Source organism: Modestobacter sp. KNN46-3 (assembly GCF_011039295.1).
The window spans coordinates 41,359-62,024 of record NZ_JAAKGN010000006.1 but is presented as its reverse complement, the minus strand read 5'-3'; the positions used below and the strand labels follow the sequence as shown (position 1 = coordinate 62,024).

Sequence of the window (20,666 nt, the reverse complement as noted above, 5' to 3'; positions counted from 1 at the left end):
GGACCCTGCGAGGGAGCAGTTCGAGCACGTCGTCGTCGAGGGGAACCGATGAGCCAGCAGCCGCGTGACGTCCCGCCGCCGCGCCCCGTGGGCGGGACGCCGGTGGAGGGTGAGGTCGTCGGCGCCGACAGCGGCCTCGGCGCCGCTGCGCGGGCTCTCGCCGACGCCGTGGCCGGGCTGCTCGGCCGGGACGAACCCGGCGTGGGCACCCGCGGACGGGACGGCGGCGGACCGGGCCGGACGGCCGCGGGTGCACGGGCGGCGACCGGTGTGCTCGCCGACGTCGTCTCCGCGGTCACCGCCGCGGCCCGGGACGCCCGGGCCGGCTCCGGGCGCGAGGGCTCCGCGGGCACGGACGACCGCGGTGGGACGACCCGTGGGAACTCGGCCCCCTCCGGTCTGCTGGGCGACCTCCTGGACGCGGCTGCCCCCCGGCTCCCGATCCGGGACGGGGCCCGGCTGCGACGGGCTCATCCCGGCGCCTCCGACGCGGAGATCGCCGACGCCCTCGTCGCCCGGGCGGCCCGGCTCACCGGTGGGGTCGGCGCCGCGACCGGCGGTCTGGCCGCGGCGCAGTGGTTCGCGCCACCGTCCCTGGTCGCCGTCCCGCTGGAGCTCGGTGCGCAGACCGTGCTGGTGGCCGCCGTCGAGGTGGTCCTGGTCGGGGAGCTGCACGAGCTGGCCGGCCGGCCGGCGCCGGGCGATGCCCGGGCCCGAGCCGGTGCGTACCTGGCCAGCTGGAGCACCCAGCGGGCCGTCGGGAGCACCTCCTCCGGTGGGCTGTTCGCCGCGCTGAGCACGGCCGGGACGGCTGCGCTGCGGCGTCGGATCACCCGCCGCCTGGCCCGGAGCACGACGTCGGTGGCACCTCTGCTGGTCGGCGCGACCCTGGCCGCCCGCGGCAACCGCAGGGCGACGGCCGCGTTGGCCGACCGGCTGCGTGCCGACCTCGTGCTGCCGCCGTCCGCTCCCGGCGCCTGACCGCCGGGTCGGCCCGCACGGGCACCGGTCGGCGCGGCTAGCCTCGCCGCCGTGCCCGTTCCCCTGCCCGAGCAGCCCCCGGCCGGCGTGGCCGCCGTCGTCGACGTGCCCGTCGTCCTCGGCGCCGCCGCCGTCCTCCCGGCCTACGCCCTGCCCGGTGACGCCGGCGCCGACCTGTGCGTGGCCGAGGACGTGGTGCTCGCGCCGCACCAGCGCGCGCTGGTGGGCACGGGGGTCGCCGTCGCGATCCCCGAGGGGTTCGCCGGCTTCGTGCACCCACGCTCGGGGCTGGCGCACCGGCTCGGGCTGAGCCTGGTCAACGCACCGGGCACGATCGACGCGGGTTACCGGGGCGAGATCAAGGTCAACCTGGTCAACCTCGACCCGACCACCACGCTGCGGCTCTCCCGCGGCGACCGGGTGGCCCAGCTGGTGGTGCAGCCGGTGGTGCGGGCTCGGTTCGTGCCGGTCCCCGAGCTGCCCGGCAGCGAGCGCGGCAGCGGCGGGCACGGCTCCACCGGCGGGGCAGCTGCGCTGGCCGCCGACCTGACCCCCTCATCTCTGGAAGGACGGGCCTGACGATGCCGTTCGGACGTCGACGCAACCGGATCGACCGCAGCCTGCGGGAGCGGGGCGTGCCCCCGGAACCGCAGGTGCGGGAGCGGGAGGAGACAGCGACCAGCGGGCCGTGGGACGAGGCCGACGCCCCGGAGGACGGTCGGCCGCGCGTCGACCTCGGGGCCCTCCGGCTGCCGGCCCTCCCCGGCATGGAGCTGCGGGTGGACGTCAACGCCCAGCAGAAGGTGGTCGGGGCCAGCCTCCGTGCCGGCGACTCGCTGCTGCAGCTGTCGGTGTTCGCCGCCCCGCGTGCCGGCGGCCTGTGGGACGACGTCCGCGCCGAGCTCGCCCGCGGGGCGAGCGGGCAGGGCGGCCGGCTCACCGAGGTGGACGGGCCGTTCGGCCCTGAGCTGGTCGGGTCCATCCTGGTCGCGGCGCCACCGCAGCCGGGGGAGACCGGGGCACCCAAGCCGGTGCGCCGTCCCACCCGCTTCCTGGGCGTCGACGGCCCCCGGTGGTTCCTCCGCGGGATGATCAGCGGCTCCGCGGCCGCCACGCCGGAGGCGGCTGCGCCGCTGGAGGCGGCGTTCCGGTCCGTCGTCGTCGTCCGCGGGCCGCAGCCGATGCCCGTGCGCGAACAGCTCCCCCTGACGCTGCCACCGCAGGCAGCCCAGCAGGTCGCCCGCCGGCAGGCCGCGGGCCAGGCCCCGCGGCCGACCGCCCGCCGACCCGCCGCACCGGCAGCACCTCCGACGACGCCGCCGGCCGCGTCTCCGGTCGCGCCGCCGCCGGCCACGCCGCCGACCAGTCGACCGCCCGCTGCGCCGCCCACCGAGCCCGGGACCGTCGGGTGACCGAGCCCGTCCGGCACGACTACGGCCCCGGGCCCGACCAGTTCCTGGAGGTCTCCCTGCCGGCCGGCGACGGCCCGGCGCCCGTCGTGGTGGTGGTGCACGGCGGCTTCTGGCGGGCCCGCTACGGCATCGAGCTGGCCCGTCCGCTGGCCGCCGACCTCGCCGCCCGAGGCTGGGCCGCGGTGGCCGTGGAGTACCGCCGGGTCGGTGCCGGTGGGGGCTGGCCCACCACGCTCCAGGACGTCGCCGCTGCGGTGGACGCCCTTCCCGACGTGCCGTCCGCGGCGCGCCTGGACCTCGGTGACGTCACCGTCCTGGGCCACTCCGCGGGCGGGCACCTCGCGGCGTGGACCGCGGGCCGCGGCCGGTTGCCCGCCGGGGCGCCGGGGGCCGACCCGCGGGTGCCGGTCAGCGCAGTCGTCGCCCAGGCCGGTGTGCTGGACCTGGGTGCGGCGGTCGCCGCCGATCTCGGGGACGGGGCCACGGCCGGCTTCCTCGGCGGCACGCCGGCGGAGCTGCCCGACCGGTACGCCGCGGCGGACCCGGTGCGGCTGCTGCCGACCGGGGTGCCGGTCCTGTGCGTGCACGGGGAGGAGGACACCTCCGTGCCGCTGGACCAGAGCCGGCGGTTCGCCGCCGCCGCGGCCGCGCTCGGGGACACGGTCGAGGTGGTGGTCGTCCCCGGTGACCACATGGCCGTGATCGACGTCTCCGGTGTGGCCTGGCGACGCACCGTGGACTGGCTGGCCGACCGTCGGACAGCGGCCGCCGGCGGCACTACCCTGGGATCGTGACCGAGACCAGGACCGGTGCCTCCACGGAGCCCGGCGCGCGGGGCTGGCTGTCCCGCAAGCTCCAGAAGCTCACCGCCGACGACCGGACCGTGGACGCCCAGGAACTCCGCTCCGGGGTGGCGTCCGCCGGCTGCTCGGCGGTCAGCGCCTGCCGCAAGGGCGAGGTCGTGACGGTCACCGGTCGGCTGAAGTCGGTCGTCTACACCCCGCGCGAGACGGTGCCCACCCTGGAGGCCGAGCTCTTCGACGGTTCCGGGTCGGTCACGCTGGTCTGGCTGGGCCGCCGCCGGATCCCGGGCATCGAGCCCGGCCGCCGGCTCACCGCACGCGGGCGCTTCGCGGCCTTCGAGGGCCGGCAGGTCATCTACAACCCCTGGTACGAGCTGAGCGCCGGGTGACCCGGTCGTCGGTGCGGGCATGACCGGACGGCCCGGCGGGACCCAGTGGTGAGCGAGCCCGACCGCGGGGGAGTGACGTTCGACCGGCACCTGGTGCTGGACCAGCTGGGTGGCTGGCGCGGCATGGTCGACGCCTCGCTGCCCACGATCGCGTTCATCGTGGCCAACTCCGTGGGCGGCCTGACCGTCGGCATCTGGGCGGCCCTGGTCGCGGCGGTGCTGGTCTTCCTGCTGCGGTTGGTCCGCCGGGAGGGCATCCAGCAGGCCGTCAGCGGGCTGTTCGCCGTCGCCGTGGCCGTGGCGATCACCGCGTACTCCGGGCAGGCCCGGGACTTCTTCGTGCTGGGCATCGTGCGCGGCGCCGTGATAGCCGTGATCCTGCTCGGCTCGATCCTCTTCCGCCGTCCGCTGGTGGGGGTGATCGCCGAGTTCCTGGCGCCGAGCCACCTCGGGGCGATGTCCGCCCACCGGCTGCCGTCGCTGCGCGGTCGCGCGCGCCGGGACCCAGCCGCGACGCCCGTGCCGGTGGAGGGGGGCGCCACCGTGCCGGTGGTGTCCGGCGCCCGGGCTCCGGACCCCGAGCCGGAGCGGCACTGGCGCGAGGACCCGCGGATGCTGCGGGCCTACAGCTGGCTGACCGTGCTGTGGGCGGCGGTGTTCCTGCTGCGGGCCGCCGTCCAGGGGTTCTTCTACCTGCGCGACGAGGTCGAGCTGCTGGCGACGTCCTCGCTGGTGCTGGGCCTGCCGCTGACCGCGGCCCAGCTCGTGGTGACCCTGTGGGTGGTGGCCCGGCTGCACCGGCACCGCTCCGAGCCGCCGCTCGTCGAGGACCCGGCAGAGCCCGAGGACCGCTCCACCGCCTGACGGCCACCGCTGCGGGTGGGTCGCTCAACAGCTCCCGTCGGGGCACATGATCGTCTGCAGCTGCTCCTCGATGTCGCCGTGGGCGACGAACAGCAGTTCGTCCCCGGCCTCCAGCGGCTCGTCGGGGTCGGGGGCGATGACGCGGTCGCCACGCAGGATGGTGGTGAGCACGGTCTCCCGGGGCAGCGGCACCTCGCGCACCGGCCGGCCCACCCACGGGGTGTCGTCGGCGAGGGTGATCTCGACCAGGTTCGCCGCGCCCTTGCGGAAGCTCATCAGCCGGACGACGTCGCCCACCGTGACCGCCTCCTCCACCAGGGCGGCGAGCACCCGGGGAGTCGAGACGGCGACGTCCACGCCCCACGACTCGGTGTAGAGCCACTCGTTGCGTGGGTCCTTGACCCGGGCCACCACGCGGGCAACCGCGAACTCGGTCTTGGCCAGCAGCGAGACGACCAGGTTGGCCTTGTCGTCACCGGTGGCGGCGATGACCACGTCACAGGTGGCCAGCTGGGCCTCCTCCAGGGAGGAGACCTCACAGGCGTCGGCCTGGACCCACTCGGCGCCCGGCACCGCCCGGGGCTTGACCCGGGAGCCGTTCTTCTCGATGAGCATCACGGCGTGGCCGTTGCCCAGCAGTTCGGTGGCGATGGACCGGCCGACCGCGCCGGCCCCGACGATGGCGACGCGCATCAGCGCTGCCCTCCGGTGTGACCCTGCTCGACGGCCTGGTGCACCCGCTCGGTGAGCTCGTCGGTGGCGGCGACGACGAGGTGGTCGCCCGTCTGCAGCACCGTGGTCGGGGTGATGAGCTGCGCCTCACCGAAGCGCACCAGCCAGGCCGCCCGGGCACCGGAGGCCTTCTCCAGCTCGGCCAGCGGCCGGCCGACCCAGCCGTCGGTGACGGTGATCCGCATGAGCAGCACCTTGCCGGTGGGCTCCCGCCAGATCTCGGTCACCTTCACCGAGAGCAGTTCCCGCATCAGCCGGCCGACCGTCCACGGCACGGTGGCGACGCTGGGGATGCCCATCCGCTCGTACACCTCGGCCCGCTTGGAGTCGTAGATCCGGGCGACGACGTGCTCGACGCCGAACGTCTCACGGGCGACGCGGGCGCCGATGATGTTGGAGTTGTCCCCGCTGCTCACGGCGGCGAACGCCCCGGCGGAGTCGATGCCTGCGTCCAGCAGGGTCTGCCGGTCGAAGCCGAGCCCGGTCACCTGGCGGCCGCCGAACTCGGGACCGAGCCGGCGGAAGGCCTCGGGGTCCTGGTCGATCACCGCGACGCTGTGGCCGATCACCTCGAGTCGCCGGGCGATCGCCGAGCCGACGCGGCCGCAGCCCATCACGACCACGTGCACCTGTGTCCCACCCCGTCTGCTGCATCCGTGCCGCCCCTGCGGACCGCCGGGGCGTACAGCGCGCGAACGTACACCCGAAGCGGGCCCGTCGTGGCACAGCGGGGGCCGGATCGCCGAGTGCGCAGCCCGTGTGAGTGAGGTCGCCCCGTTCCGGCCCAACGGTGGGCTCAGCGTCCGTACCATCGCCGCCGTGCCAAGCCTGTCCGACCTCGGACAACTCCCGAAACGGCTCGTCCTCGGCCGGCCGGTCCGCAGCGACCGCGCCGGTGAGTCGTTGCTGCCCAAGCACCTCGCACTGCCGATCTTCGCCAGCGACCCGCTCTCCTCCGTCGCCTACGCGACGCAGGAGATCCTCATCTTCCTGACGCTGGCCGGGACGACGTTCCTCTTCCTCACCCCGTGGCTGGCCGCGCTCGTGGTCCTGCTGCTGACCGTCGTCGTCCTCTCCTACCGCCAGGTGGTGCACGCCTACCCCTCGGGCGGCGGCGACTACGAGGTGGCGATGAAGAACCACGGCCAGTTCGCCGGCCTGGTCGTCGCCAGCGCGCTGCTCGTCGACTACGTGCTCACCGTCGCGGTGTCGGTCAGCTCCGGCACGGACAACATCATCTCCGCGTTCCCGGAGCTCGCCGAGCACCGGGTCCTCATCTCCGTCGGGCTGGTGGCCCTGCTCGTGGCGGTGAACCTGCGCGGGGTGCGGGAGTCGGGGAAGACCTTCGCCTTCCCGACGTACGCGTTCATCGCCTGCATCCTGGTGATGATCGGCACCGGGCTGATCCGGGAGCTCGTCACCGGCGGCGACGTGGTGGCCGAGAGCGCGGGCTACGCGATCGAGCCCGAACCGGGCTACGAGCAGGTGACCGGCCTGGCGCTGATCTTCTTCGTGCTGCGGGCCTTCGCCTCCGGGTGCACGGCGCTCACCGGGGTGGAGGCGATCGCCAACGGTGTGCCGGCGTTCCGCCCACCGAAGAGCCGGAACGCGGCGACGACGCTGGCGCTGATGGGCGGCATCGCGGCCACGATGTTCGCCGGCGTCACGGCGATGGCCCTGCTGGCCGACGTGAAGTACGTGGAGAACGCCTGCGACCTGGTGGGCTTCGACTGCGAGAACCAGCCGCAGCGGACCGTGATCGCGCAGGTGGCGGCGGCGACCTTCGGCGGCGCGGACTCCATCGGCTTCTACCTCGTCCAGGCGGCGACGGCGCTGGTGCTGATCCTGGCGGCCAACACGGCCTTCAACGGCTTCCCGCTGCTGGGCTCGGTGCTCGCGCAGGACCGGTTCATGCCCCGCCAGCTGCACACCCGCGGCGACAAGCTGGTCTACAGCAACGGGATCCTGCTGCTCGCCGGCTTCGCGATCCTGCTGCTGATCGTCTTCGAGGCCGACTCCACCCAGCTGATCCAGATGTACATCGTGGGCGTCTTCACCAGCTTCTCGATCGGCCAGTGGGGCATGGTGCGGCACTGGAACCGCGAGCTGCGCAGCGAGACCGAGCCCGCCGCCCGCGGTCGCATGCAGCGCTCCCGGCTGATCAACGCCGTCGGCGGCACGCTGACCAGCGTCGTCCTGTTCATCGTCGTGGTCACCAAGTTCACCGGCGGGGCGTGGATCGTGCTCGCCGCGATGCCGGTGATCTTCCTGCTGATGCGCGGGATCAACCGGCACTACTCGCAGGTGGCCGCGCAGCTGGTGCCCGACAGCGACGCGCGGACCAAGCCCAGCAGGGTGCACGCGGTCGTCCTGGTGTCCAAGGTGCACAAGCCAACGCTGCGGGCGCTGGCCTTCGCCCGCGCGACCAGGCCCGACGTCCTGACCGCGCTGACGGTCAACGTGGACGACGCAGACACCCGCGCACTCCAGCGGGACTGGGAGCGCTACGACATCCCGCTGCCGCTGACCGTGCTGGAGTCGCCGTACCGGGAGATCACCCGCCCCGTCCTGGACTTCGTCAAGGACATCCGGCGCGCCGGCCCGAGGGACCTGGTCGTGGTTTTCGTGCCGCAGTACGTGCTGGGCCACTGGTGGGAGAACCTGCTGCACAACCAGAGCGCGCTGCGACTGCGCACCCGACTGCAGTTCCTGCCCGGGGTGATGATCACCAGCGTGCCGTGGCAGCTGGAGGGCTCGCACGACCGCGACGGCGGGAACGGCGGCGGCCCGATCCCTGGCGACCTGCGACGCGGACTGACCTCCGAGGCCGAGCAGACCCCCTATGGCTGAGCGCCGTCGCCGTCCTGCTGCCCGCCCGCAGCGCCAGGCCCCCGACTCGCGTGGCGGCTGGGTGGGCCGGCGCTTCGAGGTGACCGTCGGCCCGGTCGCGCACGGCGGGCACTGCGTGGCCCGGCACGAGGGCCGCGTCGTCTTCGTCCGGCACACGCTGCCCGGCGAGCGGGTGGTCGTCGAGGTGACCGAGGACCGGCAGAAGGGCTTCTGCCGCGGCGACGCCGTCGAGGTGCTGGAGCCGGCGCCGGACCGGGTGGAGCGGCCGTGCCCGTACAGCGGCCCCGGGCGGTGCGGGGGGTGCGACTGGCAGCACGTCAGCCGCGCCGGCCAGCTCGGGCTCAAGGCCGACGTCGTCCGCGAGCAGCTGTCCCGGCTCGCCGGGCTGGACGTCGACGTCACCGTCGAGGCGCTGCCCGGTGGGCCGCTGCGCTGGCGGTCCCGGGCGCGGTTCGCCGTCGACCGCACGGGCTCGCCCGGGTTGCGCCGGCACCGCTCGCACGACGTCGTCCCGCTCGACGACTGCCCGATCACCGCCGAGCCCGCTGCCCAGGCGGTGCTGGCCCGGCGCTGGTTGGACGCCGGTGCCGTGGACGTCGCCCTCGACTCGGCCGGTGTGGTGACGACGACGACGCTGGACCGCCGCGGCCGGCCGCTGGAGACCCAGGTGCTGCGGCCCGGCGCCGAGGTGCCCGAGGAGCCGGCCGGGCGGGCGCAGCGGACCGCCGGTGGCCGGGACTGGGAGGTCGAGGGCACCGGTTTCTGGCAGGTGCACCCGGCCGCCGCCGACGCACTGGTGGGCGCCGTCCTCGGCTTCGCCGCGGTGCAGCCGGGGGAGACGGTGCTGGACCTCTACGCCGGTGCCGGCCTGTTCGGTGGGGCGCTGGCGCCCGGGGTGGGCGCCGCGGGCCGGGTGGTCTGCGTGGAGTCCGACGCCGCGGCCTGCGCCGCTGCCGACGCGAACCTCGCCGACCTGCCGCAGGCCGAGGTCTGGCAGGGCGACGTGGACGCTGCCGGGCTCACCGAGCTGCTCGGCGACCTCGGCCGGCCGGACGTCGTCGTGCTGGACCCGCCGCGGGCGGGTGCCGGGCAGGACGTCAGCCGGGTGCTCGCCGGTGCCGGGGCCCGCGCCGTGGTCTACGTGGCCTGCGACCCGGCGTCCCTGGCTCGCGACGTCGCCGCGTTCGGGCAGGCGGGCTACCGGCTGGCGGACCTGCGGGCGTTCGACTGCTTTCCGATGACCGCCCACGTGGAGTGCGTCGCCCTGCTGGTCAGGGCGTAGGCGAGCGGGTCAGAGCGGGCTGCGAGCGGCGTCCTCGCGCGGCAGCACCCACCGGTCGTCGGCCTTGCGGATGAGGAAGTCGGCGAGCAGGAACGCCTCGTGTACGGCTTCGGTGAGCAGGTCGCGGACGTTGCGGTAGGTGGTCACGTCAGTGCCTCCAGTGCTGCCGAGTGCGTGCGGATCAGGCGTCCCCAGGTCGGCCTGTCGGTCGATCCGTGTGTCCTGGGTCACGACTGTCATCGGCGTCTGGAAGCGTCTGCCGTACCGCGACCGGGTCCGCTCTCACTCGGGCGTGGTAGCTGGTCCGGGTCTGTTCGTCGGCTCGGGCGATCAGGTCGCTCGGTCGACGTCGGGACCGTCGTGGCCAACGCGACCGACGGCAACTGGTCGTCCGCGGCGTTCGGGGTCCTGCTCGCCGGGGTCGCCCGCTCCCGGCTGTGGACGCTGCACCGGGCCGGCCGTCCCTCGCCTGGTCAGGCCCGCACGGCCAGCAGGTAGGCCTGGGGGCTCTTCTCGTACACCGACGGTTCCGGCTCGCGGACCACCCGGGCGCGCACGTCCAGACCGGCCTCGCTCAGCTGTCGCTCGACCCGGTCGGGGTCCAGCCGCCAGCCGTGCAGCGAGATGTCGTGCCCGTAGCCCTGCCGGTGGTGCACCGGCTCGTCGGCGGCGGCCTGGAACGCCAGCAGCAGTGGTGCATCCGGCCGCAGGACGCGGGCCAGCTCGCTGAACACCCGTGGCTGGTGCTCCGGCGGCGTGTGGATCACGGAGTACCAGGCGAGCGCACCGGCCAGCCCGCCGTCCGGCAGGGGCAAGGCGGTCAGAGAGCCGACCTCGAAGCGCAGGTGCGGGTGGCACCTGCGGGCCACCTCGACCATGCCGGGGGAGAGGTCGACGCCGAACACCTCGACGCCCAGGGCGTGCAGGTGGCCGGTGATCCGGCCCGGTCCGCAGCCGAGGTCGCCGACCGGCCGCCATCGGCGGCGAGCACCTGCTCGGCGAAGACGCCGAGCAGCGCCCGGTCCATCGGGCTCTCCGCCAGCGCCGTCCGCAGCAGCTCCTCGTAGGAGGGCGCCACGGTGTCGTAGGCGGCGCGGGTCTCGGCCAGGTGGTCGGTGGCGTCGCCGGGCTCGGTCACGCCGGGGACCGTACGGCGCGGCACCGACAGGTCACGGTCCGGACAGGCGTGCGATCCGCTGCGTCCGCTCTCGCCCATCACCGTCCGTCGGAACCGGTCCCCCAGCGGGGGTCGAACACCGCGGCCCCCGGTGGTGTCCACGAGGACGTGCAGCGCTGCGGTGACGGATGGCGACGCTGCGCCACGACGTTCCGCGCGGGTCGAGAGTCCGCCACCGACCGGCCTGGCGGAACCGGTGACCACCCGGAGACTGACCGCCCTGGTCGCCGTGGATCGCGTGACCTCGATGAAGGGACTTCTCTTGCGCATTCGACGCCTGTTCTCCGCCGCCCTGGTGGGCGCCGGTCTCAGCATCGCCGTGGCCACGCCCGCCCACGCTGATCACGTCCTGCAGATCGTCACGATCGACGGCGAGGACACGTGCCGGCTCGGCGGCACCCTTCTCGGGAGCGGTGTCCACGAGCAGGGCAGGCTGGTGCAGCGCAAGGTCGAGGACGGCGTGACGACCAGCTACCGATGTCAGTTCCGCGGGATCTCCGCGGAGGACGGCGAGGGGTTCGTCATGCCGCGGAACGGTCTCCGTCTCACGGTGCCGTGCTGGCTGATGCCCGACTCCGAGGAGGAGTCGAGTTCCGGGAGTCTGCGAGTGACTCCGAGCGGGAACGCCACCGTCGACTGCCGGTAGCTGCACCGACCGCCGCGTGAGGACGTCGGGGCCCTGGGGGCGCTCGATCATGGAGTTCCGGTGGCGACCCGCCGAGGGGGGTCGGCGAGCCGCCCCGCCGGCTCCATGATCGTTCGCCGGGACCCGTCGCCCATCGGGTCCGCCAGGTCACGCTTCGAACACACGTGCGATCCGCGGTCGAGGTCGCCGCGATGTCCGCGCACACTGACCCGGTGGACGTCGCACTGCCCCCGGGCTGGCCGGACGAGGTCTGGTCGCCCGGCGCCCCGGACTGGGAGCGGACCGCGGTCAGCTGGCTGTTCGACCTCGTGCCACCGGACTACCGGTCCCACGAGGTGTTGCGCCGCTACCCGGTGCTGCTGGCCCGGTTCGCCGGTGACCACGTCGCCGCGGGGCTCGAGGCGGCGCGGGCCGGCTGGCGCACCGTGCGGGTGGAGCTCGCCGACCAGCTGCCACCGGAGGCGATAGAGGCCGCGATCAGCGCCTACGAGCGGGAGGGCGCCCGGCTCACCCGGGCCGCACGCGGGGTCGAGGTGGTCGCCGGGGCGTTGCGCGGCGAACGCTGGGTGCCCCGGCTCTAGGTCCGCTGCCCAGGGGGCAGGTGGCCGGTTCGCCGTTACAGTGGGGTTTCACCGGTTGCGCCCCACCGGACGCCGCCGACGTCGAGAGGACCCTGCCCCGTCGTGTCGTTGCTCAGCTCGTTGACCGGGCCCGCCGACCTCCGGGCACTGCGCCCCGACCAGTTGCCGGCGCTGGCCGGCGAGATCCGCGACGCGCTGGTGGCCGCGGTCGCCAAGACCGGCGGCCACCTGGGGCCCAACCTCGGCGCGGTCGAGCTGACCATCGCCGTCCACCGGGTCTTCGAGTCCCCGCGCGAGCCGGTCATCTTCGACACCGGACACCAGGCCTACGTGCACAAGCTGCTCACCGGCCGGCTCGACGGCTTCGCCCAGCTCCGCCAGCGGAACGGGTTGTCCGGCTACCCCAGCCGGGCCGAGAGCGAGCACGACTGGGTGGAGAACAGCCACGCCTCGACGTCGCTGTCCTACGCCGACGGGCTGGCCAAGGCGTTCGCCGTCCGCGGTGACGTCCGCCCCGTGGTCGCGGTGATCGGCGACGGCGCGCTCACCGGTGGCATGGCCTGGGAGGCGCTGAACAACATCGCCGCCGCGCAGGACCGCCCCGTTGTCATCGTCGTCAACGACAACGGCCGCTCCTACTCCCCGACGATCGGTGGGGTGGCCGACGCGCTCGCGACGCTGCGGCTCCGCCCGGGGTACGAGGAGGCGCTGGCCGCCGTCCGCCAGGCCCTGCACCGGGCACCCGTCGTCGGCACGAAGCTCTACGACGCCCTGCACGCGATCAAGAAGGGGCTCAAGGACGTCCTGGCCCCGCAGGGCATGTTCGAGGACCTCGGCATGAAGTACGTCGGCCCGGTCGACGGCCACGACGTGGAGATGATGGAGTCGGCGCTGCGCCGGGCACGCTCCTTCGGTGGGCCGGTCATCGTGCACGCCGTCACGACCAAGGGCTTCGGCTACCCGCCGGCGGAGACCGACACGATCGACGCCTGGCACTCCACCGGGGTCTTCGAGCCCGACAGCGGGCTCTCCTCGGCCGCCAAGGGCCCGGAGTGGACCGACGTCTTCGCCGACGAGCTGGTGCGGATCGGCACCGAGCGCTCCGACGTCGTGGCGATCACCGCGGCGATGCTGCACCCCACCGGGCTCGCGCCGTTCGCCGAGCGGTTCCCGGAGCGCACCTACGACGTCGGCATCGCCGAGCAGCACGCGCTCACCTCGGCCGCCGGGCTCGCGATGGGCGGCCTGCACCCCGTCGTCGCCATCTACTCGACCTTCCTGAACCGCGCCTTCGACCAGCTGCTGATGGACGTCGCGCTGCACGGCCAGCCGGTCACCCTGGTCCTCGACCGGGCCGGCGTGACCGGCTCCGACGGCGCCTCGCACAACGGCATGTGGGACATGTCGATCTGCTCGATCGTCCCGGGGCTGCAGCTGGCGGCGCCGCGGGACGAGGCGACGATGCGCGAGGCGCTCCGCGAGTCGGTGCAGGTCTCCGACGGGCCCACCGTCATCCGCTTCCCGAAGGGCGCGCTGCCGCCGGAGGTGCCGGCGCTCGAGCGGCGCGGCCGGGTCGACGTGCTGCGCCGGGGGGCGGCCCCCGAGGTGCTGCTGGTCGCCGTCGGCTCCCTGGTGCCGATGTGCCTGGCGGTCGCCGAGCGCGCCGCCGACCACGGCATCGAGGTCACCGTCGTCGACCCGCGCTGGGTGATGCCGGTCGCCGACGAGCTGGTCGCGCTGGCCGGCGAGCACCGGCTGGTGGTCACCGTCGAGGACGGCGGCCGGGCCGGCGGGGTGGGCACGCTGCTGTCGCAGGCACTGCAGGACGCCGACTGCGACGTGCCGGTGCGCACGCTCGGCCTGCCGCAGCAGTTCTTCGAGCACGGCAGCCGGGGTCAGGTGCTGGCCGACGTCGGCCTCACCGAGCAGGACGTCGCCCGCCGCATCGTCGAGTGGGCCGCCCGGGTCGCCGACCGCGCCGCGGCGACGACCGAGCCGCAGCCCGAGGGTGCCGAGGGTCAGCAGTGACCGATCAGGTCATCGCCGAGATCCAGGTCGCACCGTCGCCACCCGGCACCCCCGACGACCCGCACGCCTTCGTCGAGGCGGCGATCCGGGTGATCCAGGCCTCCGGGCTGCGCGCCGAGGTCGGCGCGCTGGGCACCACGCTGGAGGGTGACGCCGACACGGTGTGGGCGACCCTGCGGGCCGCGCACGACGCAATGATCGCCGCCGGCGCGAAGGCCGGCATCTCGCACGTGAAGATCGCCTCGGTGGACCGCACGATGGACAGCCTCACCCACAAGTTCCGCTGACCGCCTTCCGCGGCGGCACCCCCAGGATCAGGTGACCTGGTCGTGTGGGCACCTACCGCGCGGTCTGCCACCAGGTAGGCGCCCCTGGGACCAGGTGACCTGATCCCAGGGGGTCCGACCTCAGGCGGGGAGCGAGGCCACGCCCCTGGGGAGGAACCGCGAACCGGTGACGGCCGCCGACACCCCGGCCCGGTCCAGGTGGGCGGAGATCCCGCCCAGCCAGAACGGCCAGCCGGCGCCGAGCAGCATCGCCAGGTCGATGTCCTGCACGGCCTGGACGACGCCCTCGTCGAGCATCAGCCCGATCTCCTCGGCCAGCGCCCGCTCGGCCCGCGAGCGCAGCTCGTCGGCGGTCAGCGGGGAGTCACCCGCGTCGATGCCGGCGAGCTCGGGGTCGATGACGCCGGGCTCGGTGAAGACCGAGGTCTTGCCCAGCTCGACCATCCGACGCAGGCCCGCGCCGACGCCGAAGCGGTCGGGGAACGCCTCGTGCATCCGCTCCGCCACGTGGAGCGCGACCGGCGGACCGACCAGCGTCAGCAGCTCGAACGGCGTCATCGGCAGGCCCAGCGGCTCCAGCGCCGTCTCCGCGACCGCGACCGGCGTGCCGGCGTCCACGGCCGCGGTGACCTCGCCGAGGAACCGGGTGAGCAGCCGGTTCACGACGAACGCCGGGGCGTCGGCGACCAGCACGCAGGACTTGCCGAGCTGCTTGCCGACGGCGAAGGCGGTGGCCAGCGTGGCGTCGTCGGTGCGCTCGGCGCGCACCACCTCCAGCAGCGGCAGGACCGCGACCGGGTTGAAGAAGTGCAGGCCGACGACCCGCTCGGGGTGCTGCAGCCGCGCGGCCATCTCGGTCACCGACAGCGCCGAGGTGTTGGTGGCCAGCACGCACTCCGGCCTCACCACTGCCTCCACCTCGGCGAACACCTGCTGCTTGACCGACAGCTCCTCGAACACCGCCTCGATGACCAGGTCGGCGTCGGCGAAGGTGCCCTTGTCCAGCGAGCCGGTGACCAGGCCCTTCAGCCGGTTGAGGGCGTCGGGGGAGAGCCGCCCGCGGCCGGCCAGCTTCTCCAGTTCGCCGTGCACGTAGCCGACGCCCTTGTCGACGCGGGCCTGGTCGACGTCGGTGAGCACCACGGGCACCTCGAGCCGGCGCACGAACAGCAGCGCCAGCTGGGAGGCCATCAGCCCGGCACCGACGACGCCGACCTTCGTCACCTTCCGGGCCAGCTTCCGGTCCGGCGCACCGGCGGGACGCTTGGCCCGCTTGTTGACCAGGTCGAAGGCGTACAGGCCGGCCCGCAGCTCGTCGCTCATCAGCAGGTCGGTGAGCGCGTCGTCCTCGGCCGCCGTCCCGGTGGTGAAGCCGGCGTCGCCGGCCCGGGCCAGGTCCAGCAGCTCCACCGCACGCAGCGCCCCGGGGGAGGCGTTGCGGGTGCGGGCGGCGACGAGCTGCCGGGCGCGGGAGATCGCGTCGTCCCAGGCCGTCCGATCGACCTCGGGACGGCGGACGGCGACGTCCCCGCTGAGCACCCCGGCCGCCCATGCCAGCGAACGCTCCAGGAAGTCAGCCGGCTCGAACACCGCGTCGGCCATGCCCAGCTCAGCGGCCTTCGGTGCCGGGGTCACCTTGTTCTGCGCCAGCGCGTTCTCCACGATCACGGTGACCGCGGCGTCGATGCCGATCAGCTCCGGGAGCAGCTGGGTGCCGCCCCAGCCGGGCACCAGGCCGAGGAAGACCTCGGGGAAGGCGACGACGGCGGTGCTGGCGATCGTCCGGTGGTGGCAGTGCAGCGCCAGCTCCAGGCCACCGCCCATCGCCGCGCCGTTGACGAACGCGAACGTCGGGATCGTCGACTCCTTGAGCCGGCGGAACACCCGGTGCCCGGTCTCGGCGATCTCCCGGGCGTCGGCGGCCGAGGTGATCGACGGGACGCCGGAGAGGTCGGCGCCGACGGCGAAGATGAACGGCTTCCCGGTGACGGCGATGGCCGCCGGGGCGGAGGAGTGGGCGGCGATCTCGTCCAGGGCGGTGTCCAGCGAGGCGAGCCCGCCGGGGCCGAACGTGGAGGGCCGGGTGTGGTCGTGCCCGTTGTCCAGCGTGATCAGCGCCAGCTCACCGGCCAGCCCGGGCACCCGCAGGTACCGCACCTTGGCGACGGTGAGGACCTCGTCGGCGAACACTGCACTCACTTCGCTGCACCTTCCCAGTTCGGGTTCTCCCAGATGACGGTGCCGCCCATGCCGATGCCGATGCACATGGCGGTGAGGCCGTAGCGCACGTCGGGTCGCTCGGCGAACTGCCGGGACAGCTGCGTCATCAGCCGCACGCCCGAGGAGGCCAGCGGGTGACCCACGGCGATCGCGCCGCCCCAGGGGTTGACCCGTGCGTCGTCGTCGGCGACGCCGAAGTGGTCCAGGAACGCCAGCACCTGGACGGCGAAGGCCTCGTTGAGCTCGAACAGACCGATGTCGTCGATGGTCAGCCCGGTGCGGGCCAGCGCCTTCTCCGTCGACGGGATCGGGCCCACGCCCATCACCTCGGGCTCGACCCCGGCGAAGCCGAAGCCGACCAGCCGCATGCCGACGTCGAGCCCCAGCTCCTCGGCGACCTCCTCGGCGGCGAGCAGGCACCCGGTGGCGCCGTCGTTCAGCCCGGCGGCGTTGCCGGCGGTGACGTGACCGTGTGGGCGGAACGGCGTCTTCAGCGTCGACAGGCCCTCGAGCGTGGTGTTCGGCCGCGGCGGCTCGTCGACGGTGGCCAGGCCCCAGCCGGCCTCGGCCGAGCGGGTCGCCACGGGCACCAGCTCCGGGCCGATCTGGCCCGTGGCCACCGCTGCGGCGTACTTCTGCTGGCTGGCCACCGCGAACGCGTCGGCCCGCTCCTTGGTCAGGTGCGGGAACCGGTCGTGCAGGTTCTCCGCGGTGGAGCCCATCACCAGCGCGGAGTCGTCGACGATCCTCTCGCTGACGAACCGCGGGTTCGGGTCGACGCCCTCGCCCATCGGGTGGTGGCCCATGTGCTCGACCCCGCCGGCGATCGCGACGTCGTAGGCGCCGAAGGCGATGCCCGACGCGGTGGTGGTCACGGCGGTCATCGCCCCGGCGCACATCCGGTCGATCGCGAAGCCGGGCACGCTCTTCGGCAGCCCGGCCAGCAGCGCGGCGGTGCGGCCGATGGTCAGGCCCTGGTCGCCGATCTGGGTGGTGGCGGCGATGGCCACCTCGTCCACCCGCTCGGCCGGCAGCGACGGGTTCCGGCGCAGCAGCTCGCGGATGCAGCGCACGACGAGGTCGTCGGCGCGGGTCTCGGCGTAGATGCCCGTGGGGCCCGCCTTGCCGAACGGGGTGCGGACGCCGTCGACGAAGACGACCTCACGCAACGAGCGTGGTCGTCGCTCTGCAGATGACACAGGACCTCCGCGATGAGTTCGGTGCCGCCCGAGCGAGGCGGCGACCCGAAGTTACCCGCTGGTAACCGGAGGCTCCACACCCGCCGGGGTGACCAGGCCGTTCCGGATCACGGTCCGGCAACAGTGCTGGCATGTGCTTGCAGTCACACCTGGGGGCAGACACGATCCCTTCCGGAAATCTCCCGGATCCAACGACGGAACGGCAGGTCGAACATGGCGCGACAGCGCACCCTGATGACTGCTCTCGCAGCCTCACTCGTCTTCTCGATGGCCGCCTGCGGCAGCGACGACTCCGGCGGCGGCGGTGGCGGTGGCGGGGACGCCGCCGAGGCCGCCGGCAAGGTGGGGGTGATCCTCCCCGACACCGCGTCCTCGGCCCGCTGGGAGAGTGCAGACCGCCCGCTGCTGGAGGCCGCCTTCGAGGAGGCCGGTGTCGAGGCCGACATCCAGAACGCCCAGGGCGACGCCCAGCGGATGGCGACGATCGCCGAGCAGATGATCACCGGCGGCGTGACCGTCCTGGCGATCACGAACCTGGACTCCGCCTCCGGTGCCGCCATCCAGCGCCAGGCCGAGCAGCAGGGCGTGCAGACGATCGACTACGACCGGCTCACCCTCGGTGGGGAGTCGGACTACTACGTCTCCTTCGACAACACCGAGGTCGGCCGCCTGCAGGGCGAGGGCCTGGCCCAGTGTCTCGGCGACGAGCCGGCGAACATCGCCTTCCTCAACGGCTCGCCGGACGACAACAACGCCACGCTGTTCTCCGAGGGCGCCCACGAGGTGCTCGACCCGATGACCCAGTACACCCAGGTCGCCGAGCAGGCCGTGCCCGAGTGGGACAACCAGCAGGCCGCGACGATCTTCGAGCAGATGTACACCCAGGCCGGGGGCGACATCCAGGGCGTGCTCGCCGCCAACGACGGCCTCGCCAACGCGGTCATCTCCATCCTGGGCCGCAACAACGTCGCCGGCACCGTGCCGGTGACCGGGCAGGACGCCACCACCGAGGGCCTGCAGAACATCCTGGCCGGCAACCAGTGCATGACCGTCTACAAGCCGATCGAGGCGGAGGCCACCGCCCTGGCCGACCTCGCGGTCGCGCTGGTCAACGGCGAGAGCCCGGAGGTCGACGGCGAGGTCGAGGACGTCGAGGGTGGTCGCACCGTCCCGGCCGTGCTGCTGGACCCGGTCTCGGTCTTCCGGGACAACGTCAAGCAGGTCGTCGACGACGGCTTCGTCGACGCCGCCGACCTGTGCACCGGTGAGTACGCCGCCGCCTGCACCGAGCTCGGCATCCAGTAGTCCACCGTCAGCAGGGGCGCCCTCTCCGGGGGGGCGCCCCTGTCGGCCTGTCCAGGCAGGAAGGGACCCACGTGTCCGCTCCAGAGCGCGATCACGGCACCACGACCGTCGGCCGGCCCACCCTCGAACTGCGCGGGGTGGACAAGAGCTTCGGCGCCGTCCAGGTGCTGCACGACGTCCACCTCACCGTCTACCCCGGGAAGGTCACCGCGCTGGTCGGTGACAACGGAGCGGGCAAGAGCACGCTGATCAAGGGCATCGCCGGCATTCACCCGTTCGACTCGGGCGAGGTGGGGTTCGAGGGCGAGAAGGTCACCCTGCACAGCCCCCGGGACGCCGCCCGGCTGGGGATCGAGGTCGTCTACCAGGACCTCGCGCTCGCCGACAACCTCGACGTCGTCCAGAACATGTTCCTGGGCCGGGAGCGCAAGCGCGGGATCCTGCTCGACGAGCAGTCCATGGAGGAGGCCGCGCGGGACACCCTCGGCAAGCTGTCGGTCCGCACACTGAAGTCCGTCCGGCAGCTGGTGTCCAGCCTCTCCGGTGGCCAGCGGCAGACGGTCGCCATCGCCAAGGCGGTCCTCTGGGAGTCCAAGCTCGTCATCCTCGACGAGCCGACCGCCGCGCTGGGGGTCGCCCAGACCCGGCAGGTGTTGGACCTGGTCCGCCGGCTGGCCGATGCCGGCCACGCCGTCGTCTTCATCACCCACAACATGGTCGACGTGTTCGAGGTCGCCGACCGGGTGGCGGCGCTCTACCTGGGCCGGGTGGCCGCCGACGTCCCGATCGACCAGGTCGACCGCACCCAGGTCATCGAGCTCATCACCTCCGGCCAGTCCGGTGACCTGGGCCTCTCGGCCGAAGACCTCGAGGACTGAGAGGACGTCATGTCGAGCAACACACTGACCGCCGCCGAGGCGAGCGGTCCGCAGAAGCCCGCCGCGGGCTTCGAGGGCGACCGGCAGGACAACACCCTCGGCGGCGCAGTCCGGGGCTATCTGGACAAGCTGCGCGGCGGTGACCTGGGGGCGCTGCCGGCCGTCCTGGGCATCATCACCCTCGGCATCCTGTTCACGGTGCTGCGGCCGGGCACCTTCCTGACCCCGCTCAACCTGGCCAACCTCGCCGTGCAGGCCACCCCGATCATCGTGCTGGCGATGGGCCTGGTCTTCGTCCTGCTGCTGGGCGAGATCGACCTGTCGGCCGGGGTGGTCAGCGGAGTCTGCTCCGCTGTCCTGGCTCAGCTGCTGGTGCAGGGCGGGTTCGGCTGGCCGGTCGCCGTGCTCGCCGCGATCGTCACCGGTGCGGTGATCGGGATGTTCACCGGCAGCCTGGTCGGCATGGTCGGGATCCCGTCGTTCGTGGTGACCCTGGCGCTGTTCCTCGGCTGGCAGGGCGTGACCCTGCGGCTGATCGGCCAGGGCGGCACCGTGCCCGTGCGGGAACCGGTGATCCGCGCACTGGCCAACGAGAACCTGCCGCTGACGGTCGGCTGGGCGCTGGCCGTGCTGGTGGCGGTCGGCTACGCCGCGATCGAGCTCTGGCGCTGGCGGGCCAAGCGGGCCCGGGACCTGGCCCACCAGCCGCTGGTGCTGGTCGTCCTCCGCGTGGTGCTCATGGCCGTGGTGGTGCTGGGCGTGACCTGGATCCTGAGCCAGGACCGGGCGCTGTCGGCGGCGGTCGACCTGGCCGGCATCCCGTACGCCATCCCGCTGGTCATCCTGCTGCTGCTGGTGGTCACCTTCGTGCTGTCCCGCACCAGCTTCGGCCGGCACATGTACGCGGTCGGCGGCAACGCCGAGGCGGCCCGCCGGGCGGGCATCAACGTGACCCGGATCCGGGTGATGGCGTTCGTCATCTCCTCCAGCCTGGCCGCGATCAGCGGCATCCTCGCCACCTCGCGGCTGAGC

At 73.7% G+C, this 20,666-nt stretch carries 22 protein-coding genes and 1 pseudogene; 16 read left to right on the top strand and 7 right to left on the bottom strand.

The window, feature by feature from the left end; translation table 11 throughout:
- Nucleotides 1–48: 48 nt before the first annotated feature.
- From G5C62_RS03585 to G5C62_RS03560, 6 genes are read left to right on the top strand one after another with little or no spacing between them, the layout of a single operon-like run.
- Complete coding sequence (locus tag G5C62_RS03585; RefSeq protein WP_164699966.1) at nt 49–981, top strand: hypothetical protein; 933 nt, start codon at nt 49–51, stop codon at nt 979–981.
- 51 nt (nt 982–1,032) lie between these two features.
- Nucleotides 1,033–1,560, top strand: coding sequence for a dUTP diphosphatase (gene dut / locus G5C62_RS03580; RefSeq protein ID WP_081975436.1), 528 nt, complete (start codon nt 1,033–1,035; stop codon nt 1,558–1,560).
- A gap of 2 nt (nt 1,561–1,562) precedes the next feature.
- Complete coding sequence (locus G5C62_RS03575) at nt 1,563–2,393, top strand: DUF3710 domain-containing protein (protein ID WP_164699967.1); 831 nt, start codon at nt 1,563–1,565, stop codon at nt 2,391–2,393.
- Nucleotides 2,390–3,187 (top strand): S9 family peptidase, encoded by a 798-nt coding sequence (locus tag G5C62_RS03570; protein ID WP_036339078.1) that lies wholly within the window; start codon nt 2,390–2,392, stop codon nt 3,185–3,187. The genes G5C62_RS03575 and G5C62_RS03570 overlap by 4 nt, the downstream gene beginning before the upstream one ends.
- Before the next feature lie 47 nt (nt 3,188–3,234).
- Complete coding sequence (locus tag G5C62_RS03565) at nt 3,235–3,585, top strand: OB-fold nucleic acid binding domain-containing protein (protein WP_036339075.1); 351 nt, start codon at nt 3,235–3,237, stop codon at nt 3,583–3,585.
- Nucleotides 3,586–3,633: 48 nt separating this feature from the next.
- A complete protein-coding gene (locus G5C62_RS03560) occupies nt 3,634–4,449 on the top strand; it encodes a DUF3159 domain-containing protein (RefSeq protein WP_241175679.1) in 816 nt (271 codons plus the stop codon).
- 24 nt (nt 4,450–4,473) lie between these two features.
- Here the strand turns inward: G5C62_RS03560 and G5C62_RS03555 are convergent, their stop codons facing one another.
- Complete coding sequence (locus tag G5C62_RS03555; RefSeq protein ID WP_036338825.1) at nt 4,474–5,142, bottom strand: TrkA family potassium uptake protein; 669 nt, start codon at nt 5,140–5,142, stop codon at nt 4,474–4,476.
- Nucleotides 5,142–5,810, bottom strand: a complete 669-nt coding sequence (locus G5C62_RS03550; RefSeq protein WP_164699968.1) for a TrkA family potassium uptake protein — start codon at nt 5,808–5,810, stop codon at nt 5,142–5,144. The genes G5C62_RS03555 and G5C62_RS03550 overlap by 1 nt, the downstream gene beginning before the upstream one ends.
- A 190-nt stretch (nt 5,811–6,000) precedes the next feature.
- Between G5C62_RS03550 and G5C62_RS03545 the strand changes: the two genes are divergently transcribed.
- Both G5C62_RS03545 and G5C62_RS03540 read left to right on the top strand, forming a co-directional pair.
- Nucleotides 6,001–8,031 carry an APC family permease gene (locus G5C62_RS03545; protein WP_164699969.1) on the top strand — a complete coding sequence of 677 codons (2,031 nt, stop codon included), beginning with the start codon at nt 6,001–6,003 and terminating at the stop codon, nt 8,029–8,031.
- The gene (locus tag G5C62_RS03540; protein ID WP_164699970.1) at nt 8,024–9,313 is read left to right on the top strand and encodes a class I SAM-dependent RNA methyltransferase; all 1,290 of its coding nucleotides are present in this window, start codon (nt 8,024–8,026) and stop codon (nt 9,311–9,313) included. The genes G5C62_RS03545 and G5C62_RS03540 overlap by 8 nt, the downstream gene beginning before the upstream one ends.
- Before the next feature lie 9 nt (nt 9,314–9,322).
- On the opposite strand, the gene G5C62_RS03535 is transcribed toward G5C62_RS03540, so the two are convergent.
- Nucleotides 9,323–9,460: a hypothetical protein gene (locus tag G5C62_RS03535; protein WP_164699971.1), complete on the bottom strand. Its 138-nt coding sequence runs from the start codon at nt 9,458–9,460 to the stop codon at nt 9,323–9,325.
- Nucleotides 9,461–9,673: 213 nt separating this feature from the next.
- Between G5C62_RS03535 and G5C62_RS03530 the strand changes: the two genes are divergently transcribed.
- Nucleotides 9,674–9,811, top strand: coding sequence for a hypothetical protein (locus G5C62_RS03530; RefSeq protein ID WP_164699972.1), 138 nt, complete (start codon nt 9,674–9,676; stop codon nt 9,809–9,811).
- On the opposite strand, the gene G5C62_RS27450 is transcribed toward G5C62_RS03530, so the two are convergent.
- On the bottom strand, nt 9,787–10,239 hold the full coding sequence (locus G5C62_RS27450) for a class I SAM-dependent methyltransferase (protein WP_241175680.1): 453 nt from the start codon (nt 10,237–10,239) through the stop codon (nt 9,787–9,789). The two genes, G5C62_RS03530 and G5C62_RS27450, sit on opposite strands and share 25 nt — an antisense overlap.
- Nucleotides 10,134–10,451, bottom strand: coding sequence for a hypothetical protein (locus tag G5C62_RS27445; protein ID WP_206330448.1), 318 nt, complete (start codon nt 10,449–10,451; stop codon nt 10,134–10,136). The genes G5C62_RS27450 and G5C62_RS27445 overlap by 106 nt, the downstream gene beginning before the upstream one ends.
- Nucleotides 10,452–10,686: 235 nt before the next feature.
- On the opposite strand from G5C62_RS27445, the gene G5C62_RS03520 reads away from it, so the two are divergent.
- From G5C62_RS03520 to G5C62_RS03505, 4 genes are all read left to right on the top strand, one after another.
- Entirely contained in the window at nt 10,687–11,136 is a 450-nt protein-coding gene (locus G5C62_RS03520; RefSeq protein ID WP_164699973.1) for a hypothetical protein, read from the top strand.
- Between the two features lie 191 nt (nt 11,137–11,327).
- The gene (locus G5C62_RS03515; RefSeq protein WP_164699974.1) at nt 11,328–11,717 is read left to right on the top strand and encodes a hypothetical protein; all 390 of its coding nucleotides are present in this window, start codon (nt 11,328–11,330) and stop codon (nt 11,715–11,717) included.
- A 102-nt stretch (nt 11,718–11,819) separates the two neighbouring features.
- Nucleotides 11,820–13,745: a 1-deoxy-D-xylulose-5-phosphate synthase gene (dxs, locus tag G5C62_RS03510; RefSeq protein WP_164699975.1), complete on the top strand. Its 1,926-nt coding sequence runs from the start codon at nt 11,820–11,822 to the stop codon at nt 13,743–13,745.
- Nucleotides 13,742–14,032, top strand: coding sequence for a thiamine-binding protein (locus G5C62_RS03505; RefSeq protein ID WP_164699976.1), 291 nt, complete (start codon nt 13,742–13,744; stop codon nt 14,030–14,032). The genes dxs and G5C62_RS03505 overlap by 4 nt, the downstream gene beginning before the upstream one ends.
- Before the next feature lie 120 nt (nt 14,033–14,152).
- Here G5C62_RS03505 and G5C62_RS03500 read toward each other — a convergent pair whose 3' ends face one another.
- Complete coding sequence (locus G5C62_RS03500; protein ID WP_206330449.1) at nt 14,153–16,231, bottom strand: 3-hydroxyacyl-CoA dehydrogenase NAD-binding domain-containing protein; 2,079 nt, start codon at nt 16,229–16,231, stop codon at nt 14,153–14,155.
- Nucleotides 16,228–17,451 (bottom strand): thiolase family protein, encoded by a 1,224-nt coding sequence (locus G5C62_RS03495; RefSeq protein ID WP_164699977.1) that lies wholly within the window; start codon nt 17,449–17,451, stop codon nt 16,228–16,230. The genes G5C62_RS03500 and G5C62_RS03495 overlap by 4 nt, the downstream gene beginning before the upstream one ends.
- A gap of 234 nt (nt 17,452–17,685) precedes the next feature.
- Between G5C62_RS03495 and G5C62_RS03490 the strand changes: the two genes are divergently transcribed.
- The 3 genes and pseudogenes from G5C62_RS03490 to G5C62_RS03480 all read left to right on the top strand — a co-directional run.
- Nucleotides 17,686–18,756: a sugar ABC transporter substrate-binding protein gene (locus tag G5C62_RS03490; protein ID WP_164699978.1), complete on the top strand. Its 1,071-nt coding sequence runs from the start codon at nt 17,686–17,688 to the stop codon at nt 18,754–18,756.
- 71 nt (nt 18,757–18,827) lie between these two features.
- Complete coding sequence (locus G5C62_RS03485) at nt 18,828–19,634, top strand: ATP-binding cassette domain-containing protein (RefSeq protein WP_164699979.1); 807 nt, start codon at nt 18,828–18,830, stop codon at nt 19,632–19,634.
- Nucleotides 19,635–19,643: 9 nt separating this feature from the next.
- Nucleotides 19,644–20,633: pseudogene (locus tag G5C62_RS03480) on the top strand (ABC transporter permease); the annotation flags it as partial.
- Between the last annotated feature and the right edge of the window lie 33 nt (nt 20,634–20,666).